Source organism: Nannocystis pusilla (assembly GCF_020073745.1).
GTDB lineage: Bacteria > Myxococcota_A > Polyangia > Nannocystales > Nannocystaceae > Nannocystis > Nannocystis radixulma.
The window spans coordinates 1-20760 of the sequence record NZ_JAIRAU010000010.1 but is presented as its reverse complement, the minus strand read 5'-3'; the positions used below and the strand labels follow the sequence as shown (position 1 = coordinate 20760).

The following is a 20760-nucleotide window of genomic DNA, read 5'->3' as shown; positions in this document are numbered from 1 at the left end:
GCGTGAGGCGGCGCGAACGTGGTGAGAGGGCCGGGCGGGGATCGAACCCACGACCATCGGATTAACAATCCGAAGCTACTACCGCTGAGCTACCGACCCTGAAGACGCAATGCTCTGACGTGGGGATTCGACCCCCGAGGTCTCCTGAACGAGGAATGCGCGAATGAGGTGAGAGGGCCGGGTGGGGGTCGAACCCACGACCGTCGGATTAACAATCCGAAGCTGCCACCAGCTGAGCTACCGACCCAGTGGACGCAATGCTGCTCTGTAGGGGATTCGAACCCCTGCAGTCTCCTTGAAAGGGAGATGGCCTGAACCGCTGGCCGAACAGAGCGACTGATGCGCGGGCGGAGGGACTCGAACCCTGCGTCTCGGGAGTGAGGTTCCCGGATCCTGGCCTGTTAGACGACGCCCGCGTCTGCTGGAGGAGAGATTCTCCTGCGCGGGCCCGTCACTCAAACCCCGCGCAGGACCCGCTCGAGCTCCCGTTCTTCACCAGAACGGCAGCGAGCAGGATTGCTCGAATTGGGATTGAGGCGCGACATGGCGATGGGAGTATCGCCGAAGCTCGGCGAGGAGTCAAGCAATATTCGTGTGGAGCGGCTCACGATGCGAGCCGCGAGCACGATCGCGCAGGGTGTGGACAATCCGCGCTCGGCCCGGACCGGCGGCGGGTGGCTCTTCAGTGTCCGCCGCCGCCCCGCTGCTTGAGGCTCGTCAGCGGCTGGCCGGCGAGCACGCGGGCGTGCAGCTCGGGCCAGTCGCTCCATTCGCTGCCGAGGGTGCGGTCCATGAAGGTGGCGCAGAAGCTGTAGTGGCCGGTGTAACGGGCGTGGTGGAGGGCGTGGAAGAGGATGGGATGGGCGGTCCACGAGTGCAGCCGCTCGCGGCCGAAGGCAGGGACGACCTCGCAATCGACGTGGCCGAGCACGTTGCCGAGGAAGTTGTAGAGGATGTAGACGACGAAGCCGGTCGCGTGCACGGGGAGGCCGACTGCGGTCATCCCCAGCGGGACGAGGGCGTAGCCGACCAGCCAGCCGAGGCACTCGGGCACCGAGGTGCTGAAGGCCGACAGCGGGGTGGTGAGGTGCGACAGGTGATGCTCGCGGTGAAATCGTATGAGGCCGCGCGTGTGCATCGCCCGGTGCAGGAGGTAGTAGTAGACGTCGAGGCCGAACCAGCACAGGAAGACGGTGGCGAGGCCCGACGCCCAGCCCGCGCCGGACCAGTCGACCCATCCGGCGCCGAGGAACGCGGTGGCGGCGAGCGAGAGCAGGGCGAGGAACACCAGGGTGTTGTTGAGCTCGCGCCGGTGCTGCCCGGAGGGGAGCGGCAAGGCGAAGATCCTGCGGTGCGCCAGTCGCCGCTGCAGCGCGAACGCGAGGGCGGTGAAGACGGCGACGCTGGTGAACACGAAGGTCGCGACGACGAGCAGACGGACGGGCCAGGCGAGCGCGATGAGGCTGTCCATGGCGGGCGATGCTAGCGGGCCGGACACGCGCTGCCGCGGCTGCGACCCCCGGCCGCACGGCGGGGGGCGATGCTGCGCGCGTGGTCCGTAGATCGGGGGCGGGCACCAGGCGTATGGGGAGACGATGCGCCTGCCGATCGTGCAGCCGTGCGGCGAGGACTGGGAGGCCATGCGGCCGGGCGCGGCGGGTCGGCACTGCGAGCGCTGCAGGCACGAGGTGCTCGACCTGTCGGCGCTGACCGAGGGACGGGCGCGGCGGCTGCTGGCGGCGCGCAAGGGCCAGCCGACGTGCGTGCGGGCGCGCGTGAGCGCCGAGGGTCACGCGCTGTTCCGGCGCGAGCCGCCGCGGGTGCTGCCGGCCGCGGCCGCGCTGGTGCTCGCGGCCTGCGCCCCGCACACGCCCGAGGCGCAGCGGCTGGCGCCGGCGAGCGAGGTCGAGGCTGTCCTCGAGGCCATGCCGCCGCCGGTCATCCCCGAGGCCCTGCCGCGGCAGGGCGCGGCGCCGCGGCCCGAGCCGGATCCGCCGAAGCCGCCGGCGCGGGTCAAGGGCAAGGCGGGCGCGGCCCCGCGCGAGCGCGACGTCCTCGGCCTCATCGCCTGGGACGAGGATTGATCATAGGACCCGAAGGACAGGTCAGACGACGAACTCGCGGAACACGTGCGGGCCGTAGACGGCCTCGCGGATCCGCTCGAGCTCGGCGTACATGTCCCAGGCGTCCTGCGCCCGCTGCAGCCGGCTCGGGCGCGCCAGGTAGCGGACGAACCGCTGGATCGGGTCGGGCACGTGCGCCGGCAGCTCGAGGCTCAGCGGGTCGCCGCCGAGCAGGAAGGCCAGCGTGCGGCCGACCGACAGCAGGTCGGCCGCGGGCGTCGGCGGGCCGCGCTGGGCCACCTCGGGGGCGCTGTACTCGTCGTGCACGGCGCGAAAGCCCTGTCCCGTGCGACCTGGCTCGAAGATCGCGTAGCACCAGTCGATCAATACGACCCGGTGATCGCGCGGGCGCACGATGACGTGCGCGGGCTCGATGTTGCCGTGCAGCACGCCGCACTGGTGCGCGTGGCCCAGCGCGCTGAGGAGCCGGCGGGCGATCCAGAGGACGTGCTCCGGCGGCACGCCGCCCGGCAGGCGGGCGCGCAGGGCCAGGCCGTCGAGGCCCTCGACGAGGCCGAGCAGGTTGCCGGCGCGGCCGTCGGCGGTGAAGAAGCGGTCGTGCAGGCGCGGCAGGAGGGCGCGCTGGCGGGCGTCGCCGGCGTGCAGCCGCTGCAGCGTGTCGGCCTCGTTGAACAGCAGGTCGTTGTCGGCGGCCGCGTGCGCGACCTTGGCGACGCACGCCTCGCCGTCCTCGCCGGCCGCGCGCCAGACGGCGGCGAGGTCGCCGTCGCCGAGGTGCTGCGGGAAGCTGCGCAGCGTGCCGCCGATCTGGGCGTGGAAGACGGGCGGCGGGGCCGCCGATCGGTAGGGCCCCGGGTCCGCAGACGCGGCGTGCGGGGCCGTCGACGGCGCCACGTCGGTGGATCGGACACCCTGCAGATTCGCAGGTTCGGCCTGCAGATCCGCAGCGCCTTCCGGGGCCGGGGCGCCGAGCTGCTGCAGCGCGGCGGCGTGGAGCTCGTGGAGCTGGCGCTGCAGCTGTTTGGCGAGGTCCTGGGCGCCGGGGTTGCCGCCGAAGCGCTCGGGCGAGGCGACGGTGAGCCAGCGGCGCAGCTCGTCGCCGAGGGCCCGCGCGCGGGCTGCTCCTCGCAGGGAACGGTCGCGCAGCGCCATGAACACGACTTCGGGCCCGCCGCCGCGTGCGAGCAGGTCCCGCAGCCGACGCAGCTCGTCGATCCGCATCGGCGCCGAGGGTATCACAGCCGCGGCGCGGGACGGCGACAGGGGCCTGGCGCCCGCGCAGCAGGACGCGGGTTCAGCGAGCGTGCGCGGATCCACGTCGTCGTCGCCCGCACGCGGGCGTGACGACGGTCGGAGGGACGTCACGCCTCGCGGCCGCGCCCGGCCGGCGGTTGACGCCGCTCGCGCGGCTCGATATGCCGCGTGTGCCATCATGTCCAACGAGCTTCGCTACGACGGAAGAGTCGCCATCATCACCGGGGCCGGCAACGGGCTCGGTCGCGCCCACGCCCTCCTGTTCGCCTCGCGGGGCGCCAAGGTCGTCGTCAACGACCTCGGCGGCAGCACGCGCGGCGACGGCAAGAGCTCCGCCGCCGCCGACAAGGTGGTCGAGGAGATCCGCGCCGCGGGCGGCGAGGCGGTCGCCAACTACGACAGCGTCGAGGACGGCGCGAAGATCGTGCAGACCGCGATCGACGCGTTCGGCCGCGTCGACATCGTCGTCAACAACGCGGGCATCCTCCGCGACGTCTCGTTCCACAAGATGACGGACGGCGACTGGGACATCATCCAGCGCGTCCACCTCAACGGCGCCTTCAAGGTGACGCACGCGGCCTGGCCGAAGATGCGCGACCAGGGCTACGGCCGCATCATCTTCACGGCCAGCGCCGCCGGCATCTACGGCAACTTCGGCCAGGCCAACTACAGCGCGGCCAAGCTGGCGCTGGTCGGCTTCTCCAACACGCTCGCGCTCGAGGGCCGCAAGTACAACGTCCGCGCCAACACGATCGCGCCGATCGCCGGCTCGCGCATGACCGAGACGATCCTGCCGAAGGAGCTCATCGACGCGCTGCGGCCGGAGTACGTCAGCCCGCTGGTCGCGTGGCTGGCCCACGAGTCGTGCGAGGACTCGGGCGGCCTGTTCGAGGTCGGCGGCGGGTTCTTCAGCAAGCTCCGGTGGGAGCGCACGCAGGGCCACACCGTCCGCGTCGGCCGCGAGATCACGCCCGAGCTGGTCAAGTCGAAGTGGAGCACCATCGTCGACTTCGCCAAGGCCTCGCACCCGGCCGACGTCGCCGCCGCGCTGCAGCCGGTGATGGACAACGTCAACGCCGGCCCGAGCAAGGGCGGCAACGAGTTCGTCGACGTCGACCAGGCGCTCGGCTACGAGATGCCGAAGATCACCACGACCTACGACGAGCGCGACCTGTCGATGTACGCGCTCGGCATCGGCGCGGCCGCCGACCCGCTCGACGACACCGAGCTGCGCTACGTCTACGAGATGCACGGCAAGGGCTTCTGGCCGCTGCCGACGTTCGCGGTGATCCCGGCGCAGACCGGCATCATGCGGGCGTTCCGCGACGGCCACACCGCGCCCGGCTTCAACTTCGGGCTCGACCGCCTGCTCCACGGCGAGCAGTACACCGAGGTCAAGCGCCCGCTGCCGCCGAGCGCCAAGCTGACCCATCGGACATGGATCAAGGACATCTTCGACAAGGGCAAGAACGCGTTCATCGTGTTCGCCACCGAGAGCTCCGACGAGTCCGGCGAGGTCGTGGCCTACAACGAGCTCGGCGCGGTCATCCGCGGCGCGGGCGGCTGGGGCGGCGACCGCGGGCCCTCGGGTGACAGCAATACGCCGCCCGACCGCGCGCCCGACAAGGTCGTCGAGGAGAAGATCAACGCCAACCAGGCCCTCCTGTACCGCCTGTCCGGCGACTGGAACCCGCTGCACGTCGACCCGGCGTTCGCCGGCGCGTTCGGCTTCCCCAAGCCGATCCTGCACGGCCTGTGCACCCTCGGCGTGGCCGGCCGCCACGTGATCAAGCACTTCGCCGGCGGCGACCCGCGCAAGTTCAAGAGCATCAAGGTCCGCTTCAGCGAGAGCGTGTTCCCCGGCGAGACGCTGATCACCGAGATGTGGAAGGAGTCCGACAACCGCGTGATCCTCCGCTGCAAGCTGAAGGAGCGCGACAAGGTGGTGCTGTCGCAGGCGGCGGTCGAGTTTTATTCCGAGATCCCGCAGCCGAAGCCGAAGGCCAAGCCGGCGGCGGCGAGCGCAGGCGCGGCGGCCGAGGTCGCGCCGATCAGCGCCGACATCTTCACGGCGATCGACCAGTTCCTGGCCAAGAACCCCGACCAGGCCAAGAAGGCGGGCGTCATCTTCCAGTTCAAGCTGAAGAACCCCGACAGCACGTGGACGCTCGACCTCAAGAACGGCAAGCTGGCCGCCGGCGAGGCCGCCACGCCCGAGTGCACGCTCGAGCTGAGCGACGCCGACTTCATGGAGATGTGCTCCGGCAAGGCCGACCCGCAGAAGCTGTACATGGGCGGCAAGCTGAAGATCGGCGGCAACTTGATGGCGTCGACCAAGCTCAACTTCCTGACCAAGCTCGACCCGGCGCTGGTGATGGCGGCCGCGCGCGCGCGCGCCGGTGCGGGCGGCGGCGGAGCGGCTGCGGCCGCGCCCGAGGCCCCGGCGACGCCGACCAGCGCCGACTACATGGCGGCGATCGGCGAGTTCGTGGCCGGCAACGCCGAGCTGCCCGGCAAGGTCGCCACGGTGTTCCAGTTCCGCCTGAAGAACCCCGACTCGAACTACGTGTTCGACCTCAAGTCGAACCCGGGCAAGGTCTACGCCGGCGAGGTCGAGGGAGCCAACTGCACGCTCGAGCTGTCGGACGCCGACTTCATGCTCATGACCACCGGCAAGGCCGACCCGCAGAAGCTGTTCGGCGAGGGCAAGCTGAAGATCAGCGGCGACCTGATGGCGTCGATGAAGCTCGGCTTCCTCAAGAAGATCGACATGAGCAAGGTGAAGCCCGGCAGCGCGCCGAAGGCGGCGGCGCCGGCGGCCGCGGCCCCGACCAGCAAGACGGCCCAGGCGGCGGCGGTGCTCGACCAGGCCGCCGCCAGGCTGGCGGCGACGAAGTCGGCCCAGGAGGTCACGATCGAGCTGCGCGTGAAGAGCCCCGACGCGGTGTTCTTCCTGCAGGTCGGGCCGCAGGGCGGCAAGCTGGTCGACAAGGCCGCCGGCCCGGCGACGACCACCGTCACGGTGGCCGACGAGGACCTGGCCGCGCTCGCGCAGGGCAAGGCCAAGCTCGTCACCCTCTACCAGCGCGGCAAGCTGCGCGTCGACGGCGACGTCGCGGCGGCGCACCTGCTCGCGGCGCTCGAGAACAACGCCTGAACGGACGAACGGAAACCAGCGAAGGAATCACAGCCATGAGCAACAAAGTCAACGTGATCGGCGTCGGCATGGTGAAGTTCGCCAAGCCCGGCGCGAGCGACGATTACCACGTGATGGCGGCCAACGCGGCCCGCACGGCGCTGCAGGACGCGGGCGTCGAGTACAAGGACGTCGAGCAGGCGTTCGCCGGCTACGTCTACGGCGACAGCACCTGCGGCCAGCGGGCGGTCTACGAGCTCGGCCTCACCGGGATCCCGGTCGTCAACGTCAACAACAACTGCTCGACCGGGTCGACCGCGCTGTGGCTCGGCCGCCAGGCGATCCTCGCCGGCGAGGCCGAGTGCGTGCTCGTCGTCGGCTTCGAGCAGATGGAGAAGGGCGCGCTCGGCAGCAAGTTCAACGACCGGCCGGGGCCGCTCGACAACTTCGCCGGGACGATGGACCGCGTGCAGGGCTTCAACCAGGCCCCGCCGGCGGCGCAGATGTTCGGCGGCGCCGGCCGCGAGTACCGCTGGAAGTACGGGACGCGCCGCGAGACGTTCGCCAAGGTGTCGGAGAAGGCGCGCAAGCACGCCAACCGCAACCCCTACGCGCTGTTCGGCGAGCTGCTCAGCGTCGAGGAGATCCTGGCGTCGCCCGAGGTGTTCGACCCGCTGACGCGCTACCAGTGCTGCCCGCCGACCTGCGGCGCGGCGGCGGCGGTGCTCTGCTCGGACGCGTTCGCCAAGAAGAAGGGCCTCGCGAACTCGGTCTACATCGCCGCCCAGGCGATGCGCACCGACTTCCCCAGCACCTTCGAAGAGAACAGCATGATCAAGATGGTCGGCTACGACATGGCCAAGAAGACCGCCGAGGCGGTCTACGAGAAGGCCGGCCTGGGCCCGCAGGACGTCCAGGTCGTCGAGCTGCACGACTGCTTCACCGCCAACGAGCTGCTGACCTACGAGGCGCTCGACCTGTGCCCGGAGGGCGGCGCCGAGAAGTTCGTGTGGGACGGCGACAACACCTACGGCGGCAAGTTCGTGACCAACCCGTCCGGCGGCCTGCTGTCCAAGGGCCACCCGCTCGGCGCGACCGGCCTGGCCCAGTGCACCGAGCTGGTGTGGCAGCTGCGCGGCCAGGCCGACAAGCGCCAGGTCGAGGGCGCCAAGGTCGCCCTGCAGCACAACCTCGGGCTCGGCGGCGCCTGCGTGGTGACGATGTACCGCCGCGACTAGGCCTGGCGCTCGGGACATAGCTCGAAAGACATGGCGCGCAGGACAGGTCCGAAAGGGCCTGACCTGGGTGCCATGTGATTTCTGCGGGCCGGAGGGGCCCCGGCGCGGCGACTCACGCCCGGCGAGCGGGCGGCGCGGAGCCGCGTTTGCTAAGGTCGCCGGCGATGTCCGACCTCGACGCTCACCTCGCGCTCACCGCCATCGGGCCCCGTCACCTGCGCGCCGAGGTGCCCGACGGCTGGCAGCAGGGCCGCGGGGCGTTCGGCGGGCTGGTCATCGGCCTGATGATCCGCGCGGCGGCGACGGTCGCGGCCGACCCATCGCGGCCGCTGCGGTCGCTCGGGGCCGAGCTGTGCGGGCCGACGCAACCTGGCCCGGCGGACATCTTCGTCGACGTCCTGCGCACGGGCACCGGGGTGACGACGCTGGCGGTCCGCCTGGTCCAGGCCGACGAGGTCCAGGCCCACGCGGTGGCCGTGCACGCGCGCACCCGCGACCCCGGGCTGCAGTGGACCGAGCTGCAGCCGCCGAGCCTGGCCCCGCCGGGCGGGCTGCCGCTGGGCACGCCCGACGAGGCGCCGGTGTTCGCCCGCCACTGCGAGTTCCGCCCGGTCCACGCGCCCCTGTTCGTCGGCGGCGACGAGGCCCGCGCCGAGGGCTGGTTCCGCTTCAAGCGCCCGCCCGCCGTCCGCGACGCGGCCTACCTGGCGATGCTGTGCGACGGCTGGTGGCCGGCCGCGTTCTCGCGCCTGACCGCGCCACGGCCGACGGCCACGCTGGCGTACACGTTCCAGCCACTGATCGACGCGTCGCGGCTCGACCCGGAGCAGCCGGTCTATCACCGCGCCCGCGCGGTGGCGATGCGCGACGGCTACTCGGTCGAGCTCCGCGAGATCTGGTCGCCCGCCGGCGAGCTGCTGGCGCTCAACCAGCAGACCTTCGCGGTCATTCGCTGAGGAGGGAGTTCTGGGCATGTCTTTGGAGACATGCTTGTCGGAGCATGCTCGTTCGGACATGTTCATGAGAACAGGAACTCGAGGGCAGCCGGGGCGCGGCGGCGCCAGGCGCTCTCGTGGTGGGTGGCCCCGGGCTCGAACACCCACATCATGTCGTTCGGGCCGTAGCCGCGGCGGCGCAGCAGCTTGACCATGCGCTCGGCGGACGGGCGCACGCGCGGCTCGTTGCCGCCGGCGTCGAGGTACAGCCGCGAGACGGGCGGGTTCGGCCGGTCGGACACGAAGCGCAGCATCTTCTCGCGGGCGATCCAGAACGAGGGCGACATGCACAGCGCCGCGCCGAACACCTCGGGTCGGGTCCAGTGGGCGTAGAGCGCGGCCAGGCCGCCGAGCGAGGAGCCGCCGACGGCCGTTCCGGCCAGGTCGTGGCGCACGCTGAAGGCGCTGCGGATCTGCGGCTGCAGCTCGTCGACCATCCAGCGGACCAGGTGGGGCGCCTGGCCGCGCTGGCGCAGGCGGAACGGCGACAGCTCGCGCATGCGGTACGGCCCGCCGTGGTCGATGCCGACGATCAGCGGCGCGACCCCGCCGCGCGCGCACAGGTCGCGCGCGGCGTGGTGCAGGTACCAGCCGCCGCTGTGCGAGGCCTCGTCATCAAAGATGTTCTGGCCGTCGAACATGTAGAGCACCGGCGGCGGGGCGCCGGTGTCGGGCGGGACGTAGACACGCACGAGCCGCTGTCCCTTGAGCCAGGGGATCTGATACACGCCGAAGATGTGGACGCGGTCGTGCACGGACGCGCGAGGATAGCACCCCGCCCGCGCCGCGGGCCCGTTCGTGCGTTCGCCGACGCGGCGCCGCGCGTCCGGCCGCGCCCTTGACGCGCGCGCTATACTGCGAGCCTCCGCGTCGGCGATGCGGGAAGATGTCGTACGGGACATGTCGCGCGGAACATGGCCTTGAGGACACGCGAACGTCGAGGCTCACGGCGCGTCGCAGGTGACCACCGCTCGATACCGGCGGCGCCGGTCGTCCGGGGCGAAGGTGTGAGGCCCGCAGCGGCGGGGATCGACGCATTCATGGCGCCGGCGTGGCGGCCTCGATCGCGGCGAGGTGACGCTCGCAGCGGGCGGCGTCGGCGGCGAGGCCCCTGGCGCGGAAGAACTCGGCGAGCTGGCGCTCCCGGGTCGCGGGGTCGTAGTTGATCGAGTACTGCAGCTTGCGCCGGCACACCGGACAGAGGTGGAGCGGGGCCGCGTCGCTCTCGTCGAGGTGGTTGCAGCCGTTCATCAGGCAGTGAAAGTAGATGCAGTGCTTGATGCCGAACGTGTGGCCGAGCTCGTGGGCCAGGAGCCCGAGCGAGCGGCGCAGGATCGTGCGCTTCACGTCGGCGCCGCGCCGCTGGCCGTCGAAGGCGGGGTCGAAGCGGGCGAAGCTGTAGACGCCGACGCGCTCGTCGAAGCTGGCGTAGCCGAACACGAAGTTCCACGAGGGGCCGGGGTAGAGGTCGGCGATGGTGACGCCGATCAGGGTGTAGGCGTCGGCGGGGACGCGGCGCTTCATGCCGGCGAGGATCGTGCGGGTGTCGTATTGATAAAAGTCGCCGCGGTCGCGGCCGCGAGCCGCGAGGTCCGCCATCGTGGTCGGCGTGGCCAGCTCGACCGGCAGCTGGAAGAAGCGGGCGGCGAAGTCGGCGACGACCGCGAGCGCAGGCCACTCGCCGCCCTCGATCGCGCCGATGGGCAACATGGTCAGCTTGCGCCGGGTCTGGCCCGGGCGAGCGTGACGCTGGACCACGAACTCGGCGAAGGTCTGGCCGGTCTCGGCGTGCTGGCCCAGCCAGTCCTGGGGTCCGGGGGCGGGGATCGGGCTGTCGTCGGGCCCGGGGCTGAACGCGGCTTGCAGGGCCGGCGGGAGCTGGTCGAGCGCGCCGAGGGCCGCGAGCCGGCGGGCGCGGTCGGGCGGGGTGAACTTGCGGGCCCACGCGGGCGCCGGGGCGAGGACGACGGGCGCGGCGAGCAGGGCCCGCAAGAGCGAGCGGCGCGTGGCAGGCATGCCAGGCTGCTACGCGCGAGCGTGGCGGCGGTGTTCCCCGGAGCGGCGAAACTCGTCGCGCGCGCGGGCGCGCCTGCGAGGTCGCGCCGGGGCATGGGCGCCTGGTGGCTCGATGATGATGTCCGAAGAGACATGTCATAGGCGACGGCGCGGGCGGAGCACAGGGGTCCGTGCGAGGCACAGCAGGCATGTCGGATGGGACATGTCGTGTGGGACATATGTCGCGGTCGGTCGGTCGGGGGATGATGGCGTACTGGCACCTGTCGGATCGGACATGTGCGGCGGCCGCGAGCCGCGGGGTGGGCGGTCGCGGTCGAGCCCGCGAGCGAGCGCGGCCTGGGGGGCTGCGGCGGAGAGCGCCGCACGATCGCCTGCAGGGGCGTGGCGGGCCGGTGGCGCGCCGTGGTATAGCTGCGGCGCTCGCATGCGAGAGGCGCCCCCGAACCTCGCCGAACTTCGCCTCGGCGAGCCGCTCGGGAGCGGCGCGGTGGCCACGGTGGTGCGCGTGCACGCGGGCGACGGGCGCCAGTTCGCCGGCAAGATCCTCCACACCTCGCACCGGCAGGACGCGGCGGCGCAGTCGCGCTTCGCCCAGGAGGCCGAGCTGCTGCGTGGCGTACACGACCCGCACATCGTCGAGGTGTTCGGCGTGGTCGAGGTCGAGGGCGAGCGGGTGCTGCTGCTCGAGCTGGTCGAGGGGCCGACGCTGGCCGAGCTGATCGCGCGCGAGGCCCCGCTCGGGGAGGCGCGGCTGGCTGGGCTCGGCGCGGGGATCGCCCGCGGGCTGGCGCGCGCGCACGCGGCCGGGGTGGTCCACCGCGACCTCAAGCCGGCCAACATCCTGGTCGCCGGCGGGCACACGCCGAAGATCGGCGACTTCGGGATGGCCCGCGCGACCTCGCTGGCGGGGGTCGATCGCAGCGCGCTCACCGTGCTCGGCACGCCGGACTACATGGCGCCCGAGTGCCTCGACCCGCTGGCGGTCGACGTGCGCAGCGACCTCTACGCGCTCGGCTGCATCCTGTTCGAGATGGCCACCGGCGGGCCGCCGTTCGCCGGGGCGACCGCGTTCGGGGTGATCGAGGCGCACCGGCGCGCGCCGGTGCCTGTCCTTCCGGACAGCTTCTCGCCGCCGCTGCGATCGCTGGTCCAGAGCCTGCTGGCCAAGGCGCCCGGCGACCGGCCGCAGGCGGCGGCCCAGGTGGCGGCGCTGCTCGAGCAGCTGGCGAGCGGGAGCACGGCGGCGCTGGCGGTGTTCACGGACGAGCGCGCCGGCGGTGATCCGCCGTGCGCCGGCTGCGGGCAGCCGCGGCCGGCGGCGCTGGCGGTGTGCCTGCACTGCGGGCTGCCGGCGGCGCGGGCCGAGCCGGGGCCGTTCACGGTGCTGGTCGCGGGGCCGGGCGAGCCGGGCGACCAGCTCGACGTGACCCTGCGCGAGGCGCTGCGGCGGTGGGTCGCCGGCAATCCTGGTCTTTTGGTCACCCCGGGTCTGCTCGACAAGAAGCTGCCGCGGGTGCCGTTCACGCTGCTGCGCGGGGTCTCGGAGGCGACGGCGCGGACTGTCGGCGAGGCGCTGCGGCAGCTCGGCGTCGAGGTCGAGGTGGTGCGCGGCGGGCCGCTGAAGTCGGCGAAGATGCGCAAGAAGGCGCGCGCGCTGGTCGGGCGCAGCCTCGCGGTCGCGCTGGCGTCGTCGGCCGGGGTGATGAGCAGCAAGGCGATCTTCGTGCTCGCGCCGCTGTTGCTGGTCGGCGTGACGGCGGCGGCGATGTGGTCGTCCGTGCGGCAGATGACGCGCCGCGGCGAGCAGCCGGCGGCCCTGCCGGCGCCGTTGCAGCAGGCGCTGGCCGAGGTCGAGCGGGTCGGGCCGACGATCGACGAGGCGCGTCACCGCCACAGCCTGCGCGCGGTGGTCGGCCGGGCGCTGGCGCTGGCGCCCGCGCTCGAGCCGGCGGCCGGGCCCGATCCCGACGCGCCGGCGGCCGAGCTGGCCCAGGCGGTCACGGCCGCCACGGCCGCGGCGGCCCGCCTCGACGCGCTCGACCGCGAGCTCGCGGCCCGCGGGATCCACGGCGGCGACGAGGCCGTGCGGGCCACCCTGCACGAGCGCGACACCTGGGCCGCGCGGCTGCTGTCGCTGACCGCCTCGCTCGACGGCCTGGCGGCGCGCGTCGCCCGGGCCCGGGCCGGCGCCGGCGAGGGCGAGGCCGCGGCGCTCGCCGACCTGCGGGCCCGCGTCGACGCGCTCGAGGAGGTCCAGCGCGGGGGGCGTGGGACATGATCGTGGGGACAGGTTCGGAGCGACATGTCGAGAGGGACATGCCCTGTGTGGCGGGGGGCGGCCGCGGCGAGGGCTCAGGAGCGGGCGTTCGCGCGGGTGATTCGGGGCTGACTATTTGGACATGTCATGGAGGGCATGCTTTGAGAAGCATGTCTTCGAGAACATGCACGAAGGAGCAGGTGTGAGCGCGATCGAGATCCCGACGCTGCCGGCCGAGCTCGCGGCGGGGGTGCTCGGCGAGCCCGAGCGGGTCGGCTCGGAGCTGCGCTGTCGGGTGCGCTTCGCCGACGGGCGCGAGGGGGTGCTGGCCTGGCTGGCGCCGGAGCTGGCGCGCGACGCGGCGATGCGGCGCCGCTACGTGCGGGACGTGGCGCGCCTGCGCGAACTCGACGCGCCGCGGGTCGCGTCGGTGCTGGCGTCCGGCCCCGCCGACCCGCGAGCGCCGGGCGCGGAGCCGCCGTGGCGGCTGCGCCTCGATCCGCGCGGCGAGACGCTCGAGCAGTGGCTGCGCCGGCGCGCGGCGGTGCCGGTCGACGAGGCGGTGGCCCTGGCGATCGCGCTGTGCGAGCTGCTGACCGGGCTGCACGCGCGCGGGGTGGTGATCCGCGACCTGCACCCGCGGCTGGTGGTGCGCGCGGACGACGGGTTGTGGCTGACCGACGTCGGGCTGGCGCGGGTCGACATCCTGTCGACGCGCACGGCCTCGAGCCTGCTGCTCGAGGGCTCGCCGTACGCGGCGCCGGAGCAGCTGGCGCGCACGGCCCTCGACCCGCGCGCCGACCTGTACGCCGTCGGCGTGATCCTCTACCGCGCGCTGACCGGGCTCTTGCCGCGCGGCGAGGGCCCGGCGTTCCTCGGCGAGGCCTCGCCGGCGCCGCCGCGGGCGCTGCGGGCCGAGGTCCCGCCCGAGCTCGACGCGCTGGTGATGCGCTGCCTGGCCCTCGAGCCAGCCGCGCGTCCGGCCTCGGCGCGCGAGCTGGCGGCCGCGCTGGCGGGCGAGGGCTCGGCCGGCGCCTCGCAGGCGCGCACGATCTGCCAGCACTGCGGGGCGCGCCTGCGCCTCGGCCAGCGGCTGTGCCTGGCGTGCGGCCGCGTCGGCGTGCAGTTCGAGCACGCGCCCGGGGGCACCTGCGCCGTCGACCTGCGCGGCGCCAAGGAGGACGCCGAGTTCTTCGCCCGCCTGACCGGCGAGCTGCAGACGCTGGCCGAGGGCGAGGTGCCGGTGCTCAACCTCGTGATCGGCGACGCGCGCATGTACTCGAAGGCCGAGCTCGAGCGGCGCCACGCGCTGCCGCTGCGGTTGTTCTCGGACCTGTCCCCCGAGACAGCCGAGCGCCTGCGCGCGCGGCTGGCGGCGGCCAAGCTGCAGGTCGCGGTGGTCGAGCGCTCGCCGCGGGCGACCCGACGCCTGGCCGCGAAGACGTTCGGGTGGACGCTCGGCACCACCGCGGTCGTGGCGGGCGGCGCGGCGCTGCTCGGGGCGCCGTCGTTCGTGCCGATCCTCCTCGGCGCGCTCGGGATCGCCGTCGCGTTTCTGGTGTTCATCGCCGCCGCGGCGGCGCACAGGAAGGACCGCCCGACGCTCCTGCGCCTGCGAGCGGCCCCGGCGGCGCTGCCGGCCTCCGACCCGCTGGTGGCGCGCCTGGCCGGGTTGCTCGCGCGCGACACGGCCCCCGAGGTGCGCGAGATCGTCGGCGAGCTGGCGCTGGCGGTGCAGCGGCTGGTCGACCACCGCGCCGCGGCCCCGGGAGCGCGCGCCGAGCTCGACATGATCGCGGGTTCGCTGGCGCCGCTGGTCGAGCTGATCGCCCGCCAGGTCGAGCGCCTGCGCGAGATCGACGCGAGTCTGGCGACGCTCGAGGAGGGCGCCCTGGTCCGCGCGCTCGCCACCAGCGAGGCCCGCCGCGAGCCGCCCGAGCGCCGCGAGGAGCTGCTGCTCGGGCTCGACCGCCTGCGCGCGCTCGAGGACGAACGCGCGGCGGCGTTCCACCGCCTGCTCGAGGCGGAGCACCTGCTGCGCCGCGCGGTCGAGCTCGGGCTCGAGGTCCGCGACGACGCGGTCGAGCACGAGCGCCGCGTGGCCCAGGCGCTGCACGAGCTCGGCGGCGAGTGACGGCGGCGCGCGGCCCGGCCGCCCGGGCGGTGTGGGTATTGCCGAAGGGACATGTCTTTTGGAGCATGTACTGAAGGTGTGTAGCGGTGAATGCGTGGGGGCTGCGCCGCGGGGCGGCCGGCCGGATCTCGCTTGTGACGGGCGGCGCCTCGCCCGCCCATTCCGGGGGCAGGCGAGCGTCGCCGAGGCGAGGGCGGAGCGCGCCGGGGTGCCGGCGGCGTGAACGATTCGCAGGGTGTGCCGGGCGTCGCCTGGCCCGTGAGCGACGCCGGCGCCTCGCCGCGGCGCTGCTGGCGTCGGCGGGGGCATGACGGGTGTACTATCGCCCGCGCCGGGGTATATGGCACCCTGCGCGGCTGCAGCCTGTTCGCACCTGTGCACGGCCAGACGACCATGAAAGCAGCCACGTCGACCTCCGGAGGCCAACCGGCCGTCTCCTCGCCCTCGCACGACGACGCCGCGGAGAGGCGGCACCGGATCTTCGCCATCATGGCGGCGTCGTCCGGCAACCTGGTCGAGTGGTTCGATTTCTACGTCTACGCCTTCGCGGCGCTGTACTTCGCGCCGGCGTTCTTCCCCTCGTCGGATCCGACCGCGCAATTGCTCAACACCGCCGGTGTGTTCGCGGCCGGGTTCTTGATGCGGCCGATCGGCGGCTGGCTGTTCGGCCGGATCGCCGACCGGCTGGGGCGCAAGACGTCGATGCTGATCTCCGTCGTGATGATGTGCGCCGGCTCGCTGGTCATCGCCACCCTGCCGACCTACGCGCAGATCGGCGGCTGGGCGCCGCTCCTGCTGCTGATGTGCCGGCTGTTCCAGGGCCTCTCGGTGGGCGGCGAATACGGCACCACGGCCACCTACATGAGCGAGGTGGCGCTCAAGGGGCGGCGCGGCTTCTTCTCGTCGTTTCAGTACGTGACGCTGATCGGCGGGCAGCTCCTCGCGGTGCTGGTGATCGTGGTGCTCGAGCACCTGTTGACCGAGGCCGAGCTCAAGGCCTGGGGCTGGCGGATCCCGTTCGTGCTCGGCGCGGTGGCGGCGGTGGTCGCCTTGCTGCTGCGCCGCACGCTGCACGAGACCCAGAGCGACGCCGCCAGGACCGACGAGGACGCGGGCAGCGTGACCGGCCTGCTCCGCCACCACCGCGCCGCATTCTTCACGGTGCTGGGTTACACCGCCGGCGGCTCGCTGTGCTTCTACACGTTCACCACGTACATGCAGAAGTACCTGGTGAACACGGTGCACCTGCCGATCCGGACGGCGAGCTACGTGATGACCGCCGCGCTGTTCGTCTACATGTGCATGCAGCCGGCCTTCGGCGCGCTGTCGGACCGGATCGGCCGGCGCAACTGTATGCTGATGTTCGGCTGCTTCGGCGCGGTGGCCACGGTGCCGATCCTGACGGCGCTGCAGAACACGACCGACCCGGTCACGATCTTCGTCCTGATCATGATCGCGCTGGCGATCGTGAGCCTCTACACCTCGATCAGCGGGATCGTGAAGGCCGAGATGTTCCCGCCGGAGGTGCGGGCGCTCGGCGTCGGCCTGGCCTACGCGGTGGCGAACGCGCTGTTCGGCGGCACGGCCGAGTACGTGGCGCTGGGGCTCAAGTCGCTGGGCCACGAGGAGGCGTTCTTCTATTACGTGAGCGCGATGATGGTGGTGGTGTTCCTCGTCAGCCTGCGGCTGCCGCGGCAGCCGAGCTATCTGCACCACGATCCCTGAGGACCGCGCGCCGGCGCGGCGGGGCGAGGGCGGGTCCGCCGGGCTCGCGGCCGAGGGTCCGACGACCCCGGCCGCGGCGATTCCGAGCACGCGAGCGCGCCCGGAAGGTGCATCGAATGCGCCTGATGCCTACATTTCGACGCAGTAGAGGCGGCGGGTGAGGTTGCAGGCGCTGGCTGTATAGTCGGTCCACTGGTAGCTGGTCGTAGCGATGCGGCCGGCGATTCCGGTGACGCCGGCGGCGTTCGACGTCCAGTTGGTGCAGTTCACGGTGGCGGCCAGGCCGGCGGCGGTGGTCCCGGTCCACACCGCGTCGTTGGCGAGGCCGCTGCCCGTTTCCGTCACGTAGATGTGATAGTCGAGGGTCCCATCGGTCATGTCCGCGAGGGTGTTGGCGACGATGACGTTGTCGAGCCGGCGGTATCCTGCGGGGTGCGGGACGAAGCGCGTCATCGGGGTGCTGGTGTCGGTGCTGAGCCACGCGTCCCAGGCGCCGCCGAGGCCGGCCGCGTCGGCCCGCTCCTGGCACTTCGCGGCGGCGCCCTCGATGCCGCCGAGGTTGCCGTCGTAGAGCGTGCTGGTGACGAACACACGCGTGGCGCTCTCGCAGGCGAAGCAGCCGTCGGCCTGGGTGGCGTTGCCGTCGTCGCACTCCTCGTGCCCGGTCCACACGTAGTAGTCGCCGCAGGTGGGCAGCTGGCAGTGGTTCAGGCAGTCATTGGTCTGCACGAGGTCCCCGTCGTCACAGCCCTCGCCGGCCTGGACGAAGCCGTCGCCGCACGCGGGGAGGGTGCAGGCGAGGGTGCACGCGCCGTTGTTGTCGTTGCCCGCGCCCAGGTCGCACTGCTCGCCGGCGTGGAGGAAGCCGTCGCCGCAGGTCGGCAGCTTGCAGACGTTGGTGCACCCGTCCTCGTTGACGAGGTTGGCGTCGTCGCAGGGCTCGCCGGGCGCGACGTAGCCGTCGCCGCAGATGGCGCCGGTGCAGTCGGGCTTGCAGGGCTTGTCCTCGCCGTTGTCCTCGCCGCCGTCGCACTGTTCGACGTCGAGCCACAGGTGGCCGTCGCCGCACGCGGCGTGCTTGCAGCCCAGGGTGCACGCGCCGCTGTTGCTGTTGGCCGAGCTGTTGTCGCACTCCTCGCCGACGCTCGGCTGCGTGAAGCCGTCGCCGCACGCGGGGAAGCGGCACAGGTCGGTGCAGCCGTCGTCCTGGTCGTGATTCATGCCGTCGTCGCATTGCTCGCCCGGATCGACGATCCCGTTGCCGCACGCCTCGATCGCGCACAGCGGGCTGCAGCCGTCGCCGGCGTAGGGGTTGCCGTCGTCGCAGCCCTCGCCCGGGCCGCGGTCGGCGTCGCCGCAGACGTTGATCCTGCAGTTGGCGCGGCAGGCCTTGTTCACGCCGTTGTTCGGGCCGTTGTCACACTGCTCCGTGCCGCCCTGGTTGTAGATCAGGCCGTCGCCGCAAGCGGCGAATTTGCAGGCGAGCGTGCACTGGCCGTTGTTGCTGTTCGCGGCGCCCTGGTCGCAGGCCTCGCCGGCCTGGACGTAGCCGTCGCCGCAGGCCTTGGCGGTGCAGGCGTTGGTGCAGTTGTCCGTGTTGATCGCGTTGCCGTCGTCGCAGGCCTCGGTGGCCTGGACGATGCCGTCGCCGCAGGTCGGGACCATGCACGTGTTGGTGCACGCGTCGTCGTTGACGGCGTTGCCGTCGTCACAACCCTCCATCGGGCCGACGAGGCCGTCGCCGCACACGTTGATCGTGCAGCTGGACGTGCAGACGGCCTGGTCGCCGTTGTTGGGGCCGTTGTCGCACTGCTCGCCGGGGCCGAGGTCGCCGTCGCCGCACACGTTGACCAGGCAATTGCCGCGACAGGCCGCGCTCGGGCCGTTGGCGGGGCCGTCGTCGCACTCCTCGCCGGCGCCGGGCTGGAGGACGTCGTCGCCGCACGCGGCCGCGACGCAGGTGTTGCTGCACGCGTCGTCGTCGACGGCGTTGGCGTCGTCGCAGGTCTCGGGCGGCTGGACGATGCCGTCGCCGCAGGAGGCGAGGGTGCAGGTGTTGGTGCAGGCGTCGCCGTCGACGTCGTTGCCGTCGTCGCACGCCTCGCCGGGGCCGAGCAGGCCGTCGCCGCAGACGGCGTGCAGGCACTGCGAGGTGCAGGCCTTGTCGTCGCCGTTGGCGGGGCCGTCGTCGCACTCCTCGGTCGGGCCGAGCTCGAGGTCGCCGCAGACGTTGAGCAGGCAATTGGTGCGACACGCCTTGCCGGGGCCGTTGGCCACGCCGTGGTCGCACTCCTCGCCGTAGCCGAGCTGGCCGTCGCCGCACACGCTCTGGCCGCCGCCGCCGCCGGGGAGGCTCGGGGGGTCGACGTTGAGGTTCAGGTCGACGTCGGCGTCGCAGCCGGTGCTCACGAGGAGCAGCGCGCCCGTGAGCAGCCCCGCGCGAATGCTAGTAGTTTGGAAGATCGTGGTGTTCTTCATGTCAGTTCTCCTGTGATTCGAGATCGCGCGGGCGGGTCATTGTTCGAAGCAGTACAGGCGGCGCTGCTGGTGGCACAAGGTGTTCGTGACGTTGTAGGTCCAGCCGCTGCCGACGACGTTGGTCCGACCCTCGGCTCCGCTGACTCCGCTGCTGCTCGAGGTCCAATTGCTGCACCTCGAGGAGCTGGACGCTCCGTCCTGCAACGTGCCGGTCCACACGCCTTCGATGCCGGCGATGCCGCCGAACTCGTTGACGTCGATCGGAGCGTCGAGGGTGCCGTCGACCAGGTCGGCCCAGCTCTCGGCGACGATGACGTCGTCGAGGCGCGCGTAGCCGGTGGGGGATTGGATGAAGCGCGTCAGGGGGCTGCTCGAGGTGCTGATCCACGCGTCCCAGGTGCCGCCGAGCCCGGCCGCGTCGGCCCGGGCCTGGCACTTGGTCTTCGCGCCGGCAAACCCGCCGAGGTTGCCGTCGTAGGTGATGGCGGTGACGAACACGCGCTTGGGCCGGGTGCAGTTGGCGTTGCAGCCGTCGCCGGAGACCGTGTTGCCGTCGTCGCACTGCTCGTGGCCGGCCCACAGCACACCGTCGCCGCAGGCGGCCACCTGGCAGCTGTTCCTGCAGGCGTCGGTGTCGTCGTCGTCGCCGTCGTCGCAGGTCTCGCCGGCCTGGACGAAGCCGTCGCCGCAGCTGGCGACCAGGCACGTGAGGGTGCAGGCGCCGGCGTTGTCGTTGGCGGGGCCGTCGTCGCACTCCTCGCCGACCTGCACCTCGCCGTCGCCGCAGGTCATGACCTTGCACGCGCTGGTGCACTCGTCGTCGTCGTCGTCGTCGGCGTCGTCGCAGGCCTCGCCGGGGCCGACGACGCCGTCGCCGCAGACGGCGCCGGTGCAATCGAGCTTGCAGGGCTTGTCGTTGCCGTTGCCCGCGCCGGCGTCGCACTGCTCTTCCTCGAGCCACACGTGGCCGTCGCCGCACACCGCGTGCTTGCAGCTCAGGGTGCACGCGCCGGCGTCGCTGTTGCCCGCGCCGGCGTCGCACTGCTCGCCGAGGCTGGCCTGGACGAAGCCGTCGCCGCACGCCGGCACGGTGCATTCGTCGGTGCAGGCGTCGTTCTGATCGCCGTCCGCGCCGTCGTCGCACGGCTCGCCCGGATCGACGATCCCGTTGCCGCACTCCTCGAGCGCGCACAGCGGGCTGCAGCCGTCGCCGGGGGCGAGGTTGCCGTCGTCGCAGGCCTCGCCGGGGCCGAGGTCCGAGTCGCCGCAGACGTTGAGGGTGCAATCGGCGAGGCAGGCTTGACCGGGGCCGTTGGCGGGGCCCTCGTCGCACTGCTCGCCGGCTCCGCCCTGATCGTGGACCAGGCCGTCGCCGCACGTCGCGAGGGCGCACGCGAGGGTGCAGTCGCCGCCGTCGCTGTTGGCGAGGCCCTCGTCGCAGGC

At 72.6% G+C, this 20760-nt stretch carries 13 protein-coding genes and 4 tRNA genes; 7 read left to right on the top strand and 10 right to left on the bottom strand.

Going from position 1 to position 20760, the window contains the following annotated elements:
• Positions 1 to 26 precede the first annotated feature (26 nt).
• The 5 genes from K7C98_RS11545 to K7C98_RS11525 form a co-directional block, all read right to left on the bottom strand.
• Positions 27 to 99: transfer RNA gene (locus K7C98_RS11545), tRNA-Asn, on the bottom strand.
• Positions 100 to 173: 74 nt separating this feature from the next.
• A tRNA-Asn gene (locus K7C98_RS11540) sits at positions 174 to 247 on the bottom strand.
• Positions 248 to 261: 14 nt separating this feature from the next.
• Positions 262 to 334: transfer RNA gene (locus K7C98_RS11535), tRNA-Glu, on the bottom strand.
• An 8-nt stretch (positions 335 to 342) separates the two neighbouring features.
• Positions 343 to 416: transfer RNA gene (locus K7C98_RS11530), tRNA-Glu, on the bottom strand.
• A 266-nt stretch (positions 417 to 682) separates the two neighbouring features.
• Positions 683 to 1471, bottom strand: a complete 789-nt coding sequence (locus tag K7C98_RS11525) for a sterol desaturase family protein (protein WP_224191661.1) — start codon at positions 1469 to 1471, stop codon at positions 683 to 685.
• Between the two features lie 124 nt (positions 1472 to 1595).
• Between K7C98_RS11525 and K7C98_RS11520 the strand changes: the two genes are divergently transcribed.
• Positions 1596 to 2084, top strand: coding sequence for a hypothetical protein (locus K7C98_RS11520; RefSeq protein WP_224191660.1), 489 nt, complete (start codon positions 1596 to 1598; stop codon positions 2082 to 2084).
• Between the two features lie 21 nt (positions 2085 to 2105).
• Here the strand turns inward: K7C98_RS11520 and K7C98_RS11515 are convergent, their stop codons facing one another.
• Positions 2106 to 3305, bottom strand: coding sequence for a protein kinase domain-containing protein (locus tag K7C98_RS11515; RefSeq protein ID WP_224191659.1), 1200 nt, complete (start codon positions 3303 to 3305; stop codon positions 2106 to 2108).
• Between the two features lie 211 nt (positions 3306 to 3516).
• Between K7C98_RS11515 and K7C98_RS11510 the strand changes: the two genes are divergently transcribed.
• From K7C98_RS11510 to K7C98_RS11500, 3 genes are all read left to right on the top strand, one after another.
• The gene (locus tag K7C98_RS11510; protein WP_224191658.1) at positions 3517 to 6495 is read left to right on the top strand and encodes a peroxisomal multifunctional enzyme type 2; all 2979 of its coding nucleotides are present in this window, start codon (positions 3517 to 3519) and stop codon (positions 6493 to 6495) included.
• A gap of 35 nt (positions 6496 to 6530) precedes the next feature.
• On the top strand, positions 6531 to 7712 hold the full coding sequence (locus K7C98_RS11505) for a lipid-transfer protein (RefSeq protein ID WP_224191657.1): 1182 nt from the start codon (positions 6531 to 6533) through the stop codon (positions 7710 to 7712).
• Between the two features lie 164 nt (positions 7713 to 7876).
• Entirely contained in the window at positions 7877 to 8668 is a 792-nt protein-coding gene (locus tag K7C98_RS11500; RefSeq protein ID WP_224191656.1) for an acyl-CoA thioesterase, read from the top strand.
• Positions 8669 to 8730: 62 nt separating this feature from the next.
• On the opposite strand, the gene K7C98_RS11495 is transcribed toward K7C98_RS11500, so the two are convergent.
• Complete coding sequence (locus tag K7C98_RS11495; protein ID WP_346660275.1) at positions 8731 to 9462, bottom strand: alpha/beta hydrolase; 732 nt, start codon at positions 9460 to 9462, stop codon at positions 8731 to 8733.
• Between the two features lie 283 nt (positions 9463 to 9745).
• Positions 9746 to 10723, bottom strand: a complete 978-nt coding sequence (locus K7C98_RS11490) for an archaemetzincin (RefSeq protein ID WP_224191654.1) — start codon at positions 10721 to 10723, stop codon at positions 9746 to 9748.
• 424 nt (positions 10724 to 11147) lie between these two features.
• Between K7C98_RS11490 and K7C98_RS11485 the strand changes: the two genes are divergently transcribed.
• From K7C98_RS11485 to K7C98_RS11475, 3 genes are all read left to right on the top strand, one after another.
• Positions 11148 to 13001 (top strand): serine/threonine-protein kinase, encoded by a 1854-nt coding sequence (locus tag K7C98_RS11485; protein WP_224191653.1) that lies wholly within the window; start codon positions 11148 to 11150, stop codon positions 12999 to 13001.
• A gap of 163 nt (positions 13002 to 13164) precedes the next feature.
• On the top strand, positions 13165 to 15114 hold the full coding sequence (locus tag K7C98_RS11480) for a serine/threonine-protein kinase (protein ID WP_224191652.1): 1950 nt from the start codon (positions 13165 to 13167) through the stop codon (positions 15112 to 15114).
• A gap of 489 nt (positions 15115 to 15603) precedes the next feature.
• Complete coding sequence (locus tag K7C98_RS11475; protein WP_431312830.1) at positions 15604 to 16839, top strand: MFS family transporter; 1236 nt, start codon at positions 15604 to 15606, stop codon at positions 16837 to 16839.
• 129 nt (positions 16840 to 16968) lie between these two features.
• Here K7C98_RS11475 and K7C98_RS11470 read toward each other — a convergent pair whose 3' ends face one another.
• Both K7C98_RS11470 and K7C98_RS11465 read right to left on the bottom strand, forming a co-directional pair.
• Positions 16969 to 19317, bottom strand: a complete 2349-nt coding sequence (locus tag K7C98_RS11470) for a DUF4215 domain-containing protein (RefSeq protein WP_224191650.1) — start codon at positions 19315 to 19317, stop codon at positions 16969 to 16971.
• Between the two features lie 36 nt (positions 19318 to 19353).
• Positions 19354 to 20760, bottom strand: a 1407-nt coding sequence (locus tag K7C98_RS11465) for a DUF4215 domain-containing protein (RefSeq protein WP_224191649.1), incomplete at its 5' end; no start/stop codon positions are given.

Bases quoted from the DNA above. Each gene is read 5' to 3' on its own strand.
- K7C98_RS11505 (WP_224191657.1), top strand. From the start codon at position 6,531: ATGAGCAACAAAGTCAACGTGATCGGCGTCGGCATGGTGAAGTTCGCC.
- K7C98_RS11485 (WP_224191653.1), top strand. From the start codon at position 11,148: ATGCGAGAGGCGCCCCCGAACCTCGCCGAACTTCGCCTCGGCGAGCCG.
- K7C98_RS11510 (WP_224191658.1), top strand. From the start codon at position 3,517: ATGTCCAACGAGCTTCGCTACGACGGAAGAGTCGCCATCATCACCGGG.
- K7C98_RS11500 (WP_224191656.1), top strand. From the start codon at position 7,877: ATGTCCGACCTCGACGCTCACCTCGCGCTCACCGCCATCGGGCCCCGT.
- K7C98_RS11475 (WP_431312830.1), top strand. From the start codon at position 15,604: ATGGCGGCGTCGTCCGGCAACCTGGTCGAGTGGTTCGATTTCTACGTC.
- K7C98_RS11515 (WP_224191659.1), bottom strand. From the start codon at position 3,305: ATGCGGATCGACGAGCTGCGTCGGCTGCGGGACCTGCTCGCACGCGGC.
- K7C98_RS11490 (WP_224191654.1), bottom strand. From the start codon at position 10,723: ATGCCTGCCACGCGCCGCTCGCTCTTGCGGGCCCTGCTCGCCGCGCCC.
- K7C98_RS11520 (WP_224191660.1), top strand. From the start codon at position 1,596: ATGCGCCTGCCGATCGTGCAGCCGTGCGGCGAGGACTGGGAGGCCATG.
- K7C98_RS11470 (WP_224191650.1), bottom strand. From the start codon at position 19,317: ATGAAGAACACCACGATCTTCCAAACTACTAGCATTCGCGCGGGGCTG.
- K7C98_RS11480 (WP_224191652.1), top strand. From the start codon at position 13,165: ATGCACGAAGGAGCAGGTGTGAGCGCGATCGAGATCCCGACGCTGCCG.
- K7C98_RS11525 (WP_224191661.1), bottom strand. From the start codon at position 1,471: ATGGACAGCCTCATCGCGCTCGCCTGGCCCGTCCGTCTGCTCGTCGTC.